A 14,172-nucleotide genomic window follows, 5' to 3' on the forward strand; every position below is an offset into this window, starting at 1 on the left:
CGTTAGGCTTTCGTGCCGCCGACGGTCACCTGGTCCATGCGCAGATGCGGCTGTCCGACGCCGACCGGAACCCACTGTCCGGCCTTGCCGCAATTGCCGATGCCGGTGTCGAGCTTCATATCGTTGCCGATCATCGAGACGCGCTTCATCGCATCCGGGCCGTTGCCGATCAGCATCGCGCCCTTGATTGGTGCGCCGACCTTGCCGTTCTCGATGAGGTAAGCTTCGGTGCAGCCGAAGACGAACTTGCCGGAGGTGATGTCCACCTGGCCGCCGCCGAAGGAGACGGCATAGATGCCCTTCCTCACGGAAGCGATGATCTCTTCCGGCATCTTGTCGCCGCCGAGCATGTAGGTGTTGGTCATGCGCGGCATCGGCACATGGGCATAGCCCTGGCGGCGGCCGTTGCCGGTCGGCTGCATGCCCATCAGCCGGGCGTTCTGGCGGTCCTGCATGTAGCCAACGAGCTTACCGTTCTCGATGAGCACGTTGTAGCCGGAGGGCGTGCCCTCGTCGTCGATGGTGATCGAGCCGCGTCGGCTGTCGATCGTGCCGTCATCGACCACGGTGACGCCCGGTGCAGCCACCATCTGGCCAAGCAGGCCGGCGAAGGCCGAGGTCCTTTTGCGATTGAAATCGCCTTCGAGGCCATGGCCGACCGCTTCGTGCAGCATAACGCCCGGCCAGCCGGAGCCGAGAACGACATCCATTGTGCCGGCCGGTGCCTCGATCGCTTCGAGATTGACGAGTGCCTGACGAAGCGCCTCGTCGGCACCGTGCTGCCAATTGCCCTCGGCAATAAAATCGCCGAAGCCGATGCGCCCGCCGCTGCCATAGGAGCCGCTTTCCTGCCGATCGCCCTTCCCGACGATGACAGAGATGTTGATGCGCGTCATCGGGCGGATATCGCGAACGCGATGACCATCGGCGCGCAGGATATCGACAACCTGCCAGCTTGCGGCGACCGACGCCGTCACCTGGCGCACCTTGTCGTCCTTGCCGCGCAGGTATGCGTCGATATCGGTCAGGACTTTAACCTTCTCTTCGAAGGTTGGTGAGCCGATCGGGTTCTCGTCGCCGTAGAATTTCTTGTTGGTGCGCTGGGGCGCTGCGGCGTAGCTGCCGGAATAGCCCTTCGTGACCGCTCCAACGGCCTCTGCCGCGCGCTTCAGCGCCGCAACCGAAAGATCGCCTGCATGCGCGTAGCCGACCGCTTCGCCGGCGACGGCGCGAAGGCCGAAACCCTGCTCGGTATTGAAGCTTCCGCCCTTGAGGCGGCCATTGTCGAACATCAGCAATTCCGCCTGCGCATGCTCGATGAAGAGCTCGCCATCATCGGAGCCGGAAAGCGCCTCGGCAACGTGTTTGCGCATCGTCGTTTCGTCGGCGTCGAACAGCGTCAGCAGGTCGGTATTCATAGTCGTATTCTCCGCTTCGAAGCAGAAACGCTTCCAGGCCGATGTAGGTCCGCAGAGCTGTTCGAGCAAGCCCTTATCAGGGCAGGGCGTCGTAGCCTTCTGCAAAGCCCTTGAGGTCGACCGGAATACCGATGCCTTCTTCGGGCGTCTGGAAGACGATGAAAGTGGCGCTGGTGCCGCTGCGGAATGTCTTCAGCAGCTCGTCCTCGAGCACGACTTCGGCGTAGCAGCCGTCGGCAAAGCAGCGCACGAAATAGGCGCGGCCGATGTCCTTGCCGTCGACATTGAGGCCGAGGCCGTTCGGCAGCAGGACACCGAGCGGCGCCAGAACGCGGAGGATCTTCGACTTGCGGTCGGCGGTCTTCAGCACGACGACCGAGAGGCCGACCTCCGGCCGGTCTTCGGCAATCACGTTCTGCATCAGCGCGCATTGCTCGGCCGAAGCGCCAGCCGGCTTGTCGCAGACGACGGACCAAGCGCCGTGGTTGGACTTCACGGTTCCGGGGGCCTGCGGCTGGCTTTGTCCGGGCGTTGCCTGCTGCGGGCGATCCGGTTGCGCTGGTGCCGGCTGTGCCGGCGCCGGTTGCTGGGCAGGCGGCTTCGGCGCAGGCTGCTGCTGGGCGAATACGGGGGTTGTCGCCGCGGCTGCGATGCTGGTGGTCAGAATAAGCGACCGCGCGAGGGAACGGAAACCCATGGAAACCTCTGGAATTCGAATCAGTGCCGCTATTGTTGAAGGCCGCCATCGGAAATGAAAAGCCCCGCCCCGTCAAAACCGGGGGACTACGGCAGAAATAGGACCTTTCGCCGATATTGTCGGGAGGGCGGATTGGTTGCAGCCGGTCTTTTTCATATGACCATGAAAATCTTCAGCAATGTTTTGCCCTGGCTGCGGAATTTGACTTTAGGCAAAAATGCCGCATAGACAATCGCTCTGGCCTGTTGCGGTAGATGGCAAACTGTGGTTTGAAGCGCTGAAGATGGCAAGGATTCTGCGTTCGATTTGTGGCAGATCAAGCGCTCGAGGGAGATACTAAGGTGATTAAGAAGGCTTATGCAGCACTGGCCGCGCTGGTCTGTCTGCTTTTTGCTTCCGGCAGTTTTGCCGATCAGCCGCTGCCGTGGCAGGCAACGCTGCAGCCGGCGGCAACGCCGATCATGCGGGAAATCCGCTGGTTCGAACAATATACGCTGTGGTTCATCGTTCCGATCACGCTTTTCGTTCTCGTGCTGCTGATCGTCGTCTGTTTCAAGTTCCGCGCCAGCGCCAATCCGGTGCCTTCGAAGACGAGCCACAACACGCTGATCGAAGTCATCTGGACCGTCGGGCCGGTCCTCGTTCTTCTCCTCCTCGCTGTTCCGTCGTTCAACCTTTTGACGGCGCAGCTCACCCTACCGGAAAACCCGGATGTCACGCTGAAAGCGACGGCCACCCAGTGGCAGTGGAATTACGAATACGCAGGCACCGGCGAGACGCCGCTCACCTTCGATTCCTTCCTGCTCAAGGATCCAGATCGCGCAGCTGCCGGCAAGTCCGACCTCGCCACCTATCCGCGTCTGCTCGCCGTCGACAACGAAGTGGTTCTGCCGGTCAACAAGACGGTCCGTGTTCTCGTGACTGCCTCTCCGACCGACGTCATTCACGCTTTCGCCATGCCGTCCTTCGGCATCAAGATCGACGCCGTTCCTGGCCGTTTGAATGAAACCTGGTTCAAGACGGAGCGCGAAGGCCTGTTCTACGGCCAGTGTTCCGAACTCTGCGGCAAGGATCACGCGTTCATGCCGATCGCGATCCGCGTCGTCTCCGAAGACAAGTACAAGCAGTGGCTGACGGCTGCCGCTTCTGATCTTCCTGGAGCCTACAAGGCTCTCATGGCTGCCACCGACGGTCCTGCAAAGACCGTCGACGTCGCCGAAAACGTACAGTAATAGAAGGGGCTCGGGACAATGGCTGGACCTTCCGCTCACGATCATTCTCATGATCGCTCGCATGACGCTCATGCGCATGACGATCATCACGACCACTCGCACAAGCCGAGCTTCGTCAACCGCTGGTTCTTTTCGACGAACCACAAGGACATCGGCACGCTCTACCTGATCTTCGCGATCATTGCCGGCATCGTCGGCGGCGCGCTCTCTGTTGCCATGCGCATGGAGCTTCAGGAGCCGGGCATCCAGATCTTCCACGGCCTGGCCTCGATGGTCTATGGTTACGAAGGCGACGCCGCCATCGACGGCGCCAAGCAGATGTTCAACATGTTCACGACCGCGCACGCGCTGATCATGATCTTCTTCATGGTGATGCCCGCGATGATCGGCGGTTTCGCCAACTGGATGGTGCCGATCATGATCGGTGCGCCGGACATGGCATTCCCGCGTCTGAACAACATTTCCTTCTGGCTGATCGTTCCTGCCTTCCTTTTGCTCGTGCTTTCGATGTTCGTCGAAGGCCCGGCGGGCGCTTACGGTGCCGGCGGCGGCTGGACGCTCTACCCGCCGCTTGCCACCTCCGGTGCGCCCGGTCCGGCGGTCGATCTTGCGATCTTTGCGCTGCATGTCGCGGGAGCCTCCTCGATCCTCGGTGCGATCAACTTCATCACCACGATCCTGAACATGCGCGCTCCGGGCATGACGCTGCACAAGATGCCGCTCTTCGCCTGGGCCGTTCTGATCACGGCTTTCCTGCTGCTGCTCTCGCTGCCGGTTCTGGCAGGCGGCATCACCATGCTGCTCACCGATCGCAACTTCGGCACGTCGTTCTTCGCGCCGGAAGGCGGCGGCGATCCGATTCTGTACCAGCACCTGTTCTGGTTCTTCGGTCACCCGGAAGTCTACATCCTGATCCTGCCAGGCTTCGGCATGGTCAGCCACATCATCTCGACCTTCTCGCGCAAGCCGGTCTTCGGCTACCTTGGCATGGCATATGCCATGGTCGCGATCGGTGCCGTTGGCTTCGTCGTCTGGGCCCACCACATGTATACGGTCGGCCTGTCGCTCGATGCGCAGCGCTACTTCGTCTTCGCGACGATGGTCATCGCCGTTCCGACGGGCGTGAAGATCTTTTCGTGGATCGCAACGATGTGGGGCGGCTCGATCACCTTCCGCACGCCGATGCTCTGGGCGATCGGCTTCATCTTCCTGTTCACGGTGGGCGGCGTGACGGGTGTTCAGCTCGCTAACGCCGGTCTCGACCGCTCGCTGCATGACACCTATTACGTCGTGGCCCATTTCCACTACGTTCTGTCGCTCGGTGCCGTTTTCGCTATCTTCGCAGGCTGGTACTACTGGTTCCCGAAGATGACCGGCTACATGTACAACGAGTTCGTCGGCAAGCTGCACTTCTGGGTCATGTTCATTGGGGTCAACCTGGTGTTCTTCCCGCAGCATTTCCTCGGCCTTGCTGGAATGCCGCGCCGTTACATCGACTATCCGGATGCATTTGCCGGCTGGAACTATGTTTCCTCGATCGGTTCCTACATCTCGGCCTTCGGCGTGCTGATCTTCCTCTTCGGCGTCTTTGAAGCCTTCGCCAGGAAGCGCGTCGCCGGCGACAATCCGTGGGGCGAGGGTGCCACGACGCTCGAATGGCAGCTGCCTTCGCCGCCGCCGTATCACCAGTGGGAACAGCTCCCGCGCATCAAGTAAGATGCTGATATTCCGGGCGCCGCATGCAAATGCGGCGTCCGGCCTTGAAGAATGCAGGACGGAAGAATGAGGGTCATAAACAATCACGAGGTACTTGTGAACGACGGCGAACATCTCCTGTCGGAAGCCAGTGCGCGCGATTATTTCGAGCTTCTGAAGCCGCGCGTCATGTCGCTCGTGGTCTTCACGGCTTTTGCCGGCCTCGTGCTGGCACCCGGCCACATCAATCCCGTGCTCGGCCTGATTTCGATCCTCTGCATTGCCATCGGCGCAGGCGCCTCGGGTGCGCTCAACATGTGGTACGATGCCGATATCGACGCCATCATGACCCGCACCGCGCGCCGCCCGATTCCGGCAGGTCGCATCACGCCGAAGGAAGCACTGGCCTTCGGCCTGATCCTCTCCTGTTTTTCGGTCGTCATCCTCGGCCTCGCGGTCAACTGGCTCTCGGCATCGATCCTCGCCTTCACGATTTTCTTCTACGTCGTCATCTACACGATGTGGCTGAAGCGTTCGACGCCGCAGAACATTGTCATAGGCGGTGCCGCCGGCGCCTTCCCGCCGATGATTGGCTGGGCGTGCGTGACGAATTCGGTGACGATTGAAAGCACCGTCCTGTTTCTCATCATCTTCCTCTGGACGCCGGCGCATTTCTGGGCGCTCGCGTTGTTCAAGATGCGCGATTATGAGGCCGTCGGCGTGCCGATGCTGCCGAACGTATCTGGCGAGCGCGCCACCAAGCACCAGATCGTCGCCTATGCCGTATTGACGGCCGTGTGCGGCGTAGTTCCGTCCTTCCTCGGCTTTGCGAGCGCCGGATACGGTCTTGTCGCTGCAGCGCTCGGCGCGGTCTTCATATACTGTTCGCATCGCCGTCTGGCGCATGCCGGATGGCGATCGCCAAGATGATCCCGGCGAAGAAGCTTTTTGCTTTCTCGATGCTTTTATCTCTTCGCCATCTTCTCTGCCCTGTCTGATAGACCGGCTCGCTACCATGCTGGTCTCGCATGCAGGAGGTTTGCTCTGATGGAAACGGTGCAAGCTCACGGAAGCGCAGCGCAAGTCGCGCCGCAACCGGAACATCGCTCTCGGCCTCGCGCTTGCTGGCCTTTGCGTTCTCTTCTACGCCATCACCATCGTGAAGTTCACCGGGCACGGAGGGCTGAACCGATGAGCGAGTACGCGTAAACGCACAGGAATCAGAGCAGCGGCCGCAACAACGGCGCCGTCGTCTTCATGTGCCTGCAGCTTCGTCATCGGTATGACGGCGATGAGCTATGCCGCGGTTCCGCTCTACCGCATCTTCTGCCAGATGACGGGTTACAACGGCACCACCCAGCGCGTCGATCAGGCGTCGAGCGTCATCCTCGACCGCAAGATGCGCGTGACTTTCGACGCCAATGTGGCGTCGGGCCTGTACTGGGACTTCAAGCCGGTGCAGCGCGAGGTCAATCCGCGCATCGGCGAGACCATCCAGGTCAATTTCGTGGCGGAGAACAAGTCGAACGAGACGCAGCGCGGCCAGGCAGTCTTCAACGTGACGCCGGGCGAGGCGGGGGTCTACTTCAACAAGATCCAGTGCTTCTGCTTTACCGAAACGGATCTGAAGCCGGGCGAGAAGCTTGAAATGCCCGTGGTGTTCTATATCGATCCGGATATTACCAAGGCCGTCGAGTTCGAAAGACATCCACACGATTACGCTGTCATATACGTTCTACCCGAAAGAGGGACCGAAGCCGGTGGCTTCGAACGAGGGTAGAGCGCAGAAGGTTGAAAAGAAACTTTGATTGAGGATCGTTTCCGGCTATGCCGGAGGCGAAGCGAAGGAAGACATCCGGGGATCTGACATGGCCGATGCACATCAGAAAAATCACGACTACCACATCATCGACCCAAGCCCGTGGCCGATTCTGGCGTCGCTTGGCGCCTTCATCGTAACATTCGGCGGCGTCGGCTATATGCGCTACCTGAACGGCGGTTCGCTGCACCTCTTTGGTGTCGAGCTGGGCCCAGCCCTGGCTGTTTTACATCGGCCTCGTACTGATCCTCTATGTCATGTACGGCTGGTGGGCCGATACGGTGAAGGAGGCTCATGAGGGTGCCCATACCCGCGTCGTCTCGCTGCATCTGCGCTACGGCATGATCATGTTCATCGCCTCGGAAGTGATGTTCTTCGTCGCCTGGTTCTGGGCCTATTTCGACGCCAGTCTCTTTGCGAATGAAGCGATCCAGGCGTCGCGCCTCGCATATACGGGTGGCCAGTGGCCGCCGAAGGGCATTGAGGTTCTCGATCCCTGGCACCTGCCGATCTACAACACCGTCATCCTGCTGCTGTCAGGCACGACGGTCACCTGGGCGCACCACGCGCTGCTGCACAATGATCGCAGAGGTCTCATTCAGGGCCTGACGCTCACCGTCCTGCTCGGCGTCCTGTTTTCCGGCGTCCAGGCTTACGAGTACATGCACGCGCCCTTCGCATTCAAGAACTCGATCTACGGCGCCACCTTCTTCATGGCGACCGGCTTCCACGGTTTCCACGTGCAGATCGGAACGATCTTCCTGCTGGTCTGCCTGCTGCGCGCGCTTCGTGGCGACTTCACGCCGAAGCAGCACTTCGGTTTCGAAGCCGCCGCCTGGTACTGGCATTTCGTCGACGTCGTCTGGCTCTTCCTGTTCTTCTGCATCTACGTCTGGGGCGGCTGGGGCGCTCCTGTCGCGGCAGGCTGATGGAGCGAAAGAAAATCAGAAAGGCGGGAGCCATCGGCGCCCGCCTTTTTTCATCGCTACCTTGAAGCAGCGATCCGCTCGAAGGCCGATGGCTCCGCAATTCCGAGATCGAGTTGGTGCCGGATCGCCTCGGCGCATTCATATGGCGTCAATACCGAGGTATCGAGCTCGAGATCGTAGATACCGCGGCCTGTGCACCTCCTCCTGCCAGCGCCGCACGGGGTCCGGAACAGGGACCTCGCCATTGCCTTTTTCGTAGAGATTCTCGCGCCCGGGCTCGTCGATGTTGCGGCGCTCCATGATGACGTCGAGCGGGCAGCGCACACCGACGAAGAGAACCGGGAAACCTTCAAGCCGCCGGGCGCAATCGGTGAGAATCCCGAGCGGCTGCGAATAGGCGTCGTGATGACCGAGGTCGGCAACGACATTGAGCCCGAGCCCGGCATGGATGGCGATGGACTCGTAGAGTGCCGCGTAGAAGAACGGCACCAGTTCCTCAAGATCGGGGCGCTCGCCGCCGGGGCGAAGGCCGATGCCCGGCAGGTAGCGCGCCGGCGTCGCGGCATTGTAGATGTCGACGCCGAGGTTCATCCACGGTCCTTCGAACTGCTGCTGAACGGCTCTCGCGATCGTCGTCTTGCCGCTTCGCGGCGCCCCGTTCAGGATCACGATCTGGCCTGCAGGGTTCTCGTTGCTCATGAGCTTCTTCTTCTGTTTGGCGCGAATTGCTGAGGCGAAATCGCGCAGCTATTTCCTTTCGTCCTGCAGATACTTTATGGGAGAGTTAAGGCGCGGCTGAAAATGATCTGCGGCCGAAAGGAAGACGATGAGCGAAGACAGTGCATATTTTCCCGCCGGTGGATCCCGTTAGGACCGGGATGCGGGGCTGCTGCCCGCGCTGCGGACAGGGAAAATTGTTCGATGGCGTGCTCGCGGTGAAGCCACGCTGTGCCGCCTGCGGCCTCGATTATTCCTTTGCCGATTCCGGCGATGGCCCCGCCGTCTTCGTCATTCTCATCGTCGGCTTCATCATCATCGGCTCCGTGCTGTGGCTGGAGGTGAACTATTCGCCGCCGATCTGGCTGCACATTCTGCTGTTCGCTCCATTGACGATCGCTCTTTCGCTGGTGGCGCTGCGCTGGTGCAAGGGCATCCTGATCGCCATGCAATACCGCCACAATGCCCGTGAAGGACGCATTTCCAGTGACTGATATCCAGGCCGTGGCTGGCGCGTCGCAGGCTGCCGGTCTTCACCGGCATTGCCGTGCTGATTGCTCTCGCCATCCTCGTCTCGCTCGGCACCTGGCAGGTGGAGCGCCTGCATTGGAAGGAAGGGCTGATCGCCGATATTGCGCAGCGCCGCGCCTCGGCGCCGGTGCCGCTCGCCGATATCGAGCGGATGCTCGCCTCGGGCGGCGACATCGAGTACCGGCCCGTCACGACAACCGGCCGTTATGTGAACAACAAGGAGCGGCACTTCTTCGCCACCTGGCGCGGCCAGACGGGCTATTACATCTACACCCCGCTTGAGCTTGCCGGACGGACGCTACCTCTTCGTCAATCGCGGCTTCGTTCCTTTTGAGAACAAGGAGCCGGAAATGCGCATGCAGGGCCAACTGACCGGCGAGCAGATGGTCATCGGCCTGACGCGCAACAAGCTGCCTGGCAAAGCCTTCCTGGCTCGTACCGGACAACGATGTCGCCAAGAACATCTTCTACTGGAAAGACCTCGACGTGATGGCCGCAAGCACCGGTCTCAACAAGGCCGAGCGTCTTGCCCTTCTTCGTCGACGCCGATTCGACGCCCAACCCGAAAGGCCTGCCGATCGGCGCCGTCACCGACGTCGACCTGCCGAACAACCACCTGCAATATGCCTTTACTTGGTATGGCCTGGCGGTGGTGCTGGTCGTGATCGTTGCGATCTCGTGGATTCCGCGGGCGCGGCAAGCCGGCCTCGCAATAGTATCGCTTCGATTCCTTCTTATATTGGGCTAGACCAGGCCCTATCCCAGATTACCGGACATGACATGAACATAGCGGCGAAACCTCCATTGACGATCAGGCTTTGCGGACCGCGCGGCTTCTGTGCCGGCGTCGACCGCGCCATCCAGATCGTCGTGCTGGCGCTGAAATCCTATGGCGCGCCCGTCTATGTCCGCCACGAGATCGTACATAATCGCTACGTCGTCGAGGGACTGGAGGCCAAGGGCGCGGTCTTCGTTGAAGAACTCGATGAAATACCGGCGGAGCACCGCGCCCAGCCCGTCGTTTTTTCCGCGCACGGCGTCCCGAAGTCCGTTCCCGAAGATGCGAACGCCCGCAATCTTTTCTATCTCGATGCCACCTGTCCGCTGGTTTCCAAGGTTCACAAGCAGGCGATGCGGCACAATCGCCTCGGCCGCCATGTCGTGCTGATCGGCCATGCCGGTCATCCGGAAGTCATCGGCACGATGGGTCAGCTTCCCGAGGGCTCGGTCTCGCTGATCGAGACGGTCGAAGACGCCGATGCCTATCAGCCTGCCGATCCCGACAATCTGGGCTACGTGACCCAGACGACGCTTTCGGTCGACGACACGGCCGGCGTGATTGCGCGTCTGCGAGCAGCGTTTCCCGAAGCTGACGGCACCCGCCGCCGACTGCGATCTGCTATGCCACGACCAACCGCCAGGAAGTGGTCAAGCAGGCCGCCCCCGGCTGCGACCTCTTCATCATCGTCGGTGCGCCGAATTCCTCTAACTCCAAGCGCCTTGTCGAAGTCGCGCTGAGGGCAGGAGCAAAGAAGTCGATCCTCGTGCAGCGCGCCGCTGAACTGGACTGGAACGAGATAGGTCCGATTTCGACGCTTGGCCTTTCCGCCGGTGCCTCCGCGCCGGAAGTGATCGTCAACGAGATCATCGAGGCCTTCCAGGCGCGTTTCGACGCCAGGTTGGAGCTTGCCGAGACCGTTGCAGGAAAACGAGCATTTCCTGGTCAACCGGGAACTGCGCAACATCGAGCTGACGACGGCCGACATGGCTTTTGTGAACGGGGATTAGTGGCTTGGATCGTGCCGCTTACCCTGCTCTGCCGTGCCGGGCATCTCCCCCACAAAGGGGGAGATCGGCAGTAGCACCGTCTCCGGCAATCGCGACGAAGACGATAGATTGCAAGGCAAGACGCATGCTTTTAATCTCCCCCCTTGTGGGGGAGATGTCACGAAGTGACAAAAGGGGGTATCCCCATCCGCTTCACCACTCTAGCGTATTTAATGTGAGAGCCCTCCTTGGCAGTCTATACCGATATTTCAGAAGACGATTTGAAGTGGTTTCTTGACGGAGTATGATGCCGGCACTTTGCTTTCCTACAAGGGGATTGCGGAAGGCGTCGAAAATTCCAACTTCCTGCTGCACACCACCAAAAAGCCGTTGATCCTCACGCTCTACGAAAAGCGCGTCGAAAAGGCCGACCTGCCGTTCTTCCTCGGCCTGATGCAGCATCTTGCCGCCCGCGGCGTGTCCTGCCCGCTGCCCCTGCCGCGCAAGGACGGTGCGCTGCTCGGTACGCTTTCGGATCGACCGGCGGCGCTCATTTCCTTCCTCGAAGGCATGTGGCTGAGGAAGCCCGAAGCCGAAACATTGCCGCGAAGTCGGCAAGGCCCTGGCGCAGATGCATATCGCCGGCGAAGGTTTCGAACTGAAGCGGCCGAACGCGCTGTCGCTGGAGGGCTGGAAGTTGCTTTGGGATAAGTCCGAGGCGCGCGCCGACGAAGTCGAGAAGGGCTTGTCTGCCGAAATCCGGGGCGAGATCGATTTCCTCTCCGCCCACTGGCCGAAGGACCTTCCGGCCGGCGTCATTCATGCCGATCTCTTCCCCGACAACGTCTTCTTCCTCGGCGATGAGCTGTCCGGCCTGATCGATTTCTATTTCGCCTGCAACGATCTGCTTGCCTACGACGTCTCGATCATTCTCAACGCCTGGTGCTTTGAAAAGGACGGAGCCTACAACATCACCAAGGGCACCGCCATGTTGGAAGGCTACCAGAGTGTTCGGCCGCTCAACGGTGCCGAACTCGCAGCGCTTCCTGTGCTTGCGCGTGGTTCTGCGCTCCGCTTCTTCCTGACCCGCCTCTATGACTGGCTGACGACGCCGGAAGGCGCAATGGTCACCAAGAAGGACCCGCTCGAATACCTGCGCAAGCTGCGCTTCCACCGGCAGGTCGCATCGGCTGTTGAATACGGGCTTTCGGCATGAAGCACGTCGAGATTTTCACCGACGGCGCGTGCTCAGGCAATCCCGGTCCTGGCGGTTGGGGCGCGATCCTGCGTTATGGCGACATTGAAAAGGAACTCTCCGGCGGCGAGGCGGAGACCACCAATAACCGCATGGAGTTGATGGCGGCGATTTCGGCGCTCTCGGCGCTGAAGACGCCCTGCGAGGTCGATCTCTATACCGACAGCGCCTACGTCAAGGACGGGATTTCCAAGTGGATTTTCGGCTGGAAGAAAAACGGCTGGAAGACTGCGGACAAGAAACCGGTGAAGAATGCCGAGCTCTGGCAGGCGCTGGAGGAAGCCCGCAACAAGCATAAGGTGACGCTCCACTGGATCAAGGGCCATGCCGGCCATCCGGAAAACGAGCGTGCCGACGAACTGGCGCGCATGGGCATGGCGCCCTTCAAGAAGCGGTAGGGCGGCAAATCCGGGGAGGCGATATTGCGCATCATTTCGCTGAATGCCTGGGGCGGCAAGCTGCATCGACCGCTGATGGACTATTTCCGAGCTGCTGAGGCGGACGTGCTCTGCCTCCAGGAGGTTACCCGTTCCGTCACCGTCAAGAGCGACTGGCTGGAATATCGCGATGGCAGCCACATCCTGCCGCAGCGCGCCAACCTCTTCGAGGAGATCAAGGCGGTTCTTCCCGAGCATGACGCCTTCTTCGCGCCGACGGCGAGAGGCGAGCTTTTTGATGACGAAAACAGCGTGCCTTCGGAATTCGGTCTTGCGACGTTCGTGCGTCGGTCGGTTGCGGTCATCGGCCACGCCGCAGATTTCGTGCATGGCGATTTCTCGGCAGATAGCTACGGAGAGCATCCGCGCGCCCGCAACGCCCATGCCATCCGCCTTTTCGACTACGGGGCCGGTCAAGCGATCACGATCGCCCACCTGCATGGCCTGCGTGACATGGCCGGCAAGGGCGATACGCCCGCACGCCGGGGTCAAGCCGATGCGCTGATGAGCTTGATCGGGCAGATCTGGCGCAAGGGCGAGCGTCTCGTCGTCTGCGGCGACTTCAACGTGCTGCCCGGAAGCGTCATGTTCGATGTGCTCGGTGGACTCGGCCTCACCGATCTCGTCACTTCCCGCGGCTTCACGGATACGAGAACATCGCACTATGCCAAAGACGGGCGCTTTGCGGACTATATGCTGGTGACGCCTGAAGTCGGCGTCGTGAGCTTCGACGTCGTCGGGGAACCGGAAGTGTCCGACCATCGGCCGCTCTTGCTGGATATTGGGTAGCCGTCAGACACGGTTGCCTCCAATCGACGCCTCGTCGTTATTCAGACTAAGAAACTGCTTAAATAGTGGGCATTGCAACGGACTGTTTCGCGGTCCAGGTGGGAAAGCCGTTGTAAATGAAAGATTTGCGAAAACTGGCATATGGCTTGCTTACCCGTCTTGTATGCAAGACAGCCATACATCCGAAAGCACACAGAGCAACATCGAAGAGGCCATCGTTTCGGGCATTCTTTCCGCCCGGATCCGGCCCGGCACGCGGCTGAGCGAAAACCAGCTTGCGTCAGTCTTCGGCGTTTCGCGAACGCGTGTGCGCGAGGCGATGATGAGGCTCGAAACGCGCGGCATCGTCACCGTGAGCCCCCGGCGAGGCTGGTTTGTGGTTGAGCCGTCCGCCGAAGAGGCGATGACCGTCTATGAGGCAAGGCGTGCTATCGAATCCGGCCTGCTGCGTGGCATGCGCGCGCTGACGGACGAGGGCCGCACGGTTCTGCGTCTCCCACCTCGACGAGGAAAAGGCTGCGATGGCTGCAGGCGACCGCCAGCGCCTCACCTGCCTCATGGGTGACTTCCATATCCGCATCGCCGAACTCGGCGGCAACCCGATCCTTGTCGACATCCTGCGCGATCTCACTGCCAGGACGATCCTGATTTCGATGCTCTATCAGTCGGAATTTCACGCAGTGCAATCTCATGAGGGGCATTGCCGCATCTTCGAGGCCATGGCAGGCAGGCGATTTCGTCAAGGCCGCCGAGCTCTCCGTCGAACATCTGGACGAGGTGGAAACGGGCCTGGACCTCACGACCCGCCCGGACCCACTCTCGGAATTGCGCAGCTCCCTGTCGCTCCCTCCCAGGACTGTGTCTTCCCAACCGGCAGGCACACTGA

8 protein-coding genes and 8 pseudogenes are annotated in these 14,172 nt (G+C 60.8%); 13 read left to right on the forward strand and 3 right to left on the reverse strand.

All coding sequences use genetic code 11. The features are described 5' to 3' along the window. Positions 1-2: 2 nt before the first annotated feature. Both tldD and ACW4PC_RS19535 read right to left on the reverse strand, forming a co-directional pair. The gene (tldD, locus tag ACW4PC_RS19530; RefSeq protein WP_455874863.1) at positions 3-1,418 is read right to left on the reverse strand and encodes a metalloprotease TldD; all 1,416 of its coding nucleotides are present in this window, start codon (positions 1,416-1,418) and stop codon (positions 3-5) included. A gap of 76 nt (positions 1,419-1,494) precedes the next feature. Continuing rightward, on the reverse strand, positions 1,495-2,115 hold the full coding sequence (locus ACW4PC_RS19535) for an invasion associated locus B family protein (RefSeq protein ID WP_022716481.1): 621 nt from the start codon (positions 2,113-2,115) through the stop codon (positions 1,495-1,497). 341 nt (positions 2,116-2,456) lie between these two features. Between ACW4PC_RS19535 and coxB the strand changes: the two genes are divergently transcribed. The 5 genes and pseudogenes from coxB (at position 2,457) to ACW4PC_RS19560 (ending at position 7,790) form a co-directional block, all read left to right on the forward strand. Continuing rightward, positions 2,457-3,347 carry a cytochrome c oxidase subunit II gene (coxB, locus tag ACW4PC_RS19540; protein ID WP_455874864.1) on the forward strand — a complete coding sequence of 297 codons (891 nt, stop codon included), beginning with the start codon at positions 2,457-2,459 and terminating at the stop codon, positions 3,345-3,347. A gap of 18 nt (positions 3,348-3,365) precedes the next feature. Then, positions 3,366-5,063 (forward strand): cytochrome c oxidase subunit I, encoded by a 1,698-nt coding sequence (gene ctaD / locus ACW4PC_RS19545; RefSeq protein ID WP_455874865.1) that lies wholly within the window; start codon positions 3,366-3,368, stop codon positions 5,061-5,063. Positions 5,064-5,129: 66 nt separating this feature from the next. Further along, a pseudogene (locus tag ACW4PC_RS19550) lies at positions 5,130-6,090 on the forward strand (heme o synthase). A gap of 209 nt (positions 6,091-6,299) precedes the next feature. Next, positions 6,300-6,850, forward strand: a pseudogene (locus ACW4PC_RS19555) (cytochrome c oxidase assembly protein). Between the two features lie 60 nt (positions 6,851-6,910). Further along, positions 6,911-7,790, forward strand: a pseudogene (locus ACW4PC_RS19560) (cytochrome c oxidase subunit 3). 56 nt (positions 7,791-7,846) lie between these two features. Here ACW4PC_RS19560 and ACW4PC_RS19565 read toward each other — a convergent pair. Beyond that, positions 7,847-8,489 (reverse strand): annotated as a pseudogene (locus tag ACW4PC_RS19565) (chloramphenicol phosphotransferase CPT family protein). A gap of 127 nt (positions 8,490-8,616) precedes the next feature. Between ACW4PC_RS19565 and ACW4PC_RS19570 the strand changes: the two are divergent. From ACW4PC_RS19570 to ACW4PC_RS19605, 8 genes and pseudogenes are all read left to right on the forward strand, one after another. Further along, positions 8,617-9,001: pseudogene (locus ACW4PC_RS19570) on the forward strand (DUF983 domain-containing protein). Then, positions 8,998-9,754: pseudogene (locus ACW4PC_RS19575) on the forward strand (SURF1 family protein). The pseudogenes ACW4PC_RS19570 and ACW4PC_RS19575 overlap by 4 nt, the downstream one beginning before the upstream one ends. Before the next feature lie 64 nt (positions 9,755-9,818). Then, on the forward strand, positions 9,819-10,556 hold the full coding sequence (gene ispH, locus ACW4PC_RS19580; protein ID WP_455874866.1) for a 4-hydroxy-3-methylbut-2-enyl diphosphate reductase: 738 nt from the start codon (positions 9,819-9,821) through the stop codon (positions 10,554-10,556). Beyond that, positions 10,463-10,900 (forward strand): hypothetical protein, encoded by a 438-nt coding sequence (locus ACW4PC_RS19585; RefSeq protein ID WP_455874867.1) that lies wholly within the window; start codon positions 10,463-10,465, stop codon positions 10,898-10,900. Before ispH ends, ACW4PC_RS19585 begins: the two co-directional genes overlap by 94 nt. 153 nt (positions 10,901-11,053) lie before the next feature. After that, positions 11,054-12,021: pseudogene (locus tag ACW4PC_RS19590) on the forward strand (homoserine kinase). After that, positions 12,018-12,458, forward strand: a complete 441-nt coding sequence (gene rnhA, locus ACW4PC_RS19595) for a ribonuclease HI (RefSeq protein ID WP_092583421.1) — start codon at positions 12,018-12,020, stop codon at positions 12,456-12,458. The pseudogene ACW4PC_RS19590 and the gene rnhA overlap by 4 nt, the downstream one beginning before the upstream one ends. A gap of 24 nt (positions 12,459-12,482) precedes the next feature. After that, positions 12,483-13,286 carry an endonuclease/exonuclease/phosphatase family protein gene (locus tag ACW4PC_RS19600; protein WP_455874868.1) on the forward strand — a complete coding sequence of 268 codons (804 nt, stop codon included), beginning with the start codon at positions 12,483-12,485 and terminating at the stop codon, positions 13,284-13,286. A 163-nt stretch (positions 13,287-13,449) separates the two neighbouring features. Beyond that, positions 13,450-14,159 (forward strand): annotated as a pseudogene (locus ACW4PC_RS19605) (GntR family transcriptional regulator); the annotation flags it as partial. Between the last annotated feature and the right edge of the window lie 13 nt (positions 14,160-14,172).

The sequence above is a fragment of the Rhizobium yanglingense genome (assembly GCF_977109285.1).